Consider the following 2500-nt stretch of genomic DNA (forward strand, 5'->3'; position numbering starts at 1 on the left):
AAGATTGGGAAATATCCTAGCACTTTTCTCTTGGTCGATTGGATATGGCGTTTCGGCGCTTGAGCCGACATGAAAAGCGTTAGCGGCTCTGCAAGAGCGGGAAACCTCGCCATCCCATCCTAACGGAATGCTCCGCTTTCCGACCGCTCTCTTGGTCGATTGGATATGCCGAGGAGACCTCGGCATCCCTCGACCGCTTTTTCCCCTATCCAAGGGGAGGCTTTAAACCACAATTATTTAATTAACAATTAATAATTAATAATTCGGTAATTGGAATTGGAAAGTAATATGAAATACAAAAAATTGTGCTACTTACGAATCTCCCCATCTCCCCATCCCCCCATCTCCCTTAGTAGCCAACATTAACGTATTTCATGCAATTATTTTAAATAACCTACAACTGCTTGAGCGATCGCTTCACTACCATTTTTATCTAATTTTTCAGATTTACGGGGTGCTTGTAGGGGTTGTCTGAGAAATTCCCAATCACTATCAAAAAATTCTGTTGGAGGTAAAATTTGATGATAACTATAATCTTGAATTCCTTCTAATAATAATTTCGATTCAGCAAAACCTTCTCTAACTAATGACACAACAGGTGTCTCTAAACGCAAAGCTTCAGCAAAGGTACTATATCCTGGTTTAGAAATAATCCTGCCACAAATCGGCATTAAATCTACAGGGCGAATATGTGGTAAATTTTTATCTATTTTTTCAGATTCTTTTCTGACATTTATTAGATTGGGAAGTTCAGGAGTATTGCTATCAAATGTCAGAAATTGCCAGTCAGGAAAACGAGAAAGATTTTGATAAGGAATCTGGTCTAAACCTAAACCGCCAAAAGTAAGTAAAACTGTTTTTTCTTGGTCGGCATGAATATCAAATTTTTCTTGAATTTCCTCTGGTTGATAACGTGGAGTTCCCCCAGTTAAACCAACATCAAAAATATTAGGAAAAGCTCCCATAGGTTCGTGGAGTGGAAGACGAAATAAACGGTCACATTTACCAAAACATTCTCCTATCCAATCAGCAATTTTCAGAAATTCACCACCCCAAGGCCGATAAATAAAATCCCAACCAAAATTACTTAACATCCAACCAGGTATATCAGCAGCTTGAGCAATTTTAGCAGCAATTGGGGGAATATCTGCTAATAATAAATCTACTCGATTTTGCTTAATAAAATTTACTTCTCCAGCAATAATTGACCTTTCTTTATGTCTAATTTCCTGCAATTTTTCTAGAGTAGTTTGTTTATCCATCGTGATACTATCTGATTGAATTACCCCCACATCAAAAGCACGAGGACGATAAATAAAATCACCAGAAATATAAGATTCTAATAACCAACGAGGAGCAGTTGTCACCATAATTAATAAAACATCTGGACACATTTTTTGCACCAGATTAGCAACTGATGATATGCGGACAGCATGACCAAATCCATGATTAGTAATTGCAATATATAAGGTGGGTCGAGACATAGATTTTTTTCAAGTTTAAATAGTAATAGTATTCTGTTAGAATAACATAAGTAGATAGTTCATTAATGGATAATGGATAATTACCTCAAGTAAAAGTGACATGATTGAATATAAGAAAATATATTAGCACTTTTTTTTCCTTAAAAATAGAGGTTTTATACCTTGATTTTTCGGTAAAATTATAGTGCTACAGGAAAGGTAAAAGGCAAAAGTTTAGTGGAAAATATTTTGAGCTTGTGCCAATGTCCTAACCTTAATGGTTGGTACTATAAATTAGCTTTTGTCAGACTATATCCTCAATGGTATAATTTAAACAAAGATTTAATACCAATTTCATAAAATTTTGCTACATTCAGTTTGTTACTGGGTGATAAGTGTTACAAGAGATGCAAATATATTAATAGTTTTGCTAGTTTTGCGGATAATTTTACTGCAATTATCTATTTCTGAATTTACTATAAATCTCGTCTAACTGAAGAGGATCAAAATTTTTTTGGGGGGAAATTAAACCGAAAATAGAATCAATGAAATAGAATCCCAGTATGAGTATTATTAAGATTAAACTAATCGAAACTCAAGCCCCTGGGTTTCCTGTTACTCTCACTACTAACGATAGTAAATTTGATTCTATTGATTGTTTTTTGCCACCTTTACCATCAGAATTAGAATCATCCTTAAGTAACAAATAATTTGGTGAAAATGTGATTTTTATTCCTACAACTACTAAAGCTTTACGAGAGGTAAAGGCAAATAAAGGTGCAATTTATTTTGCTACAGCTTCAGAAGTTATTCCTCAGTGTAGTGTGAAACCTTTATCAATTAGCTATGAATCAGGAGGTACTGGACTGACACACCTTAAATAGTGCAATAAATTTTTAGGCAAAGTCTAAATTTATCAGAGATTAAGTCATTTTTGTAATGCACAGTTTTAGCTGTGTCAGTTCAGTACTTTTGTTGTTCCTTACCGAATAATTATTAATTATTAATTAAATAATTCAGGTTTAAAGCCTCCTCTT

The 2500-nt window shown here is 34.2% G+C and carries 3 protein-coding genes; 2 read left to right on the top strand and 1 reads right to left on the bottom strand.

Annotated features, from left to right (window positions below; all coding sequences use genetic code 11):
* Positions 1–380: 380 nt before the first annotated feature.
* A complete protein-coding gene (locus ACP6PL_RS24540) occupies positions 381–1484 on the bottom strand; it encodes a glycosyltransferase family protein (RefSeq protein WP_426547949.1) in 1104 nt (367 codons plus the stop codon).
* A gap of 542 nt (positions 1485–2026) precedes the next feature.
* Here ACP6PL_RS24540 and ACP6PL_RS24545 point away from each other — a divergent pair.
* Together ACP6PL_RS24545 and ACP6PL_RS24550 are read left to right on the top strand one after the other, a co-directional pair.
* Positions 2027–2173, top strand: a complete 147-nt coding sequence (locus tag ACP6PL_RS24545; RefSeq protein WP_426547950.1) for a hypothetical protein — start codon at positions 2027–2029, stop codon at positions 2171–2173.
* A gap of 12 nt (positions 2174–2185) precedes the next feature.
* Complete coding sequence (locus ACP6PL_RS24550) at positions 2186–2347, top strand: hypothetical protein (protein WP_426547951.1); 162 nt, start codon at positions 2186–2188, stop codon at positions 2345–2347.
* Positions 2348–2500 lie beyond the last annotated feature (153 nt).

Origin of the sequence: Dapis purpurea BLCC-M126 (genome assembly GCF_050015975.1) — a bacterium.
In the GTDB taxonomy this organism is placed as follows: domain Bacteria; phylum Cyanobacteriota; class Cyanobacteriia; order Cyanobacteriales; family Microcoleaceae; genus Trichodesmium.

What these genes read in the sequence shown, in the direction of transcription:
- ACP6PL_RS24545 (WP_426547950.1), top strand. Translation starts at nt 2,027, where the DNA reads ATGAGTATTATTAAGATTAAACTAATCGAAACTCAAGCCCCTGGGTTT.
- ACP6PL_RS24540 (WP_426547949.1), bottom strand. Translation starts at nt 1,484, where the DNA reads ATGTCTCGACCCACCTTATATATTGCAATTACTAATCATGGATTTGGT.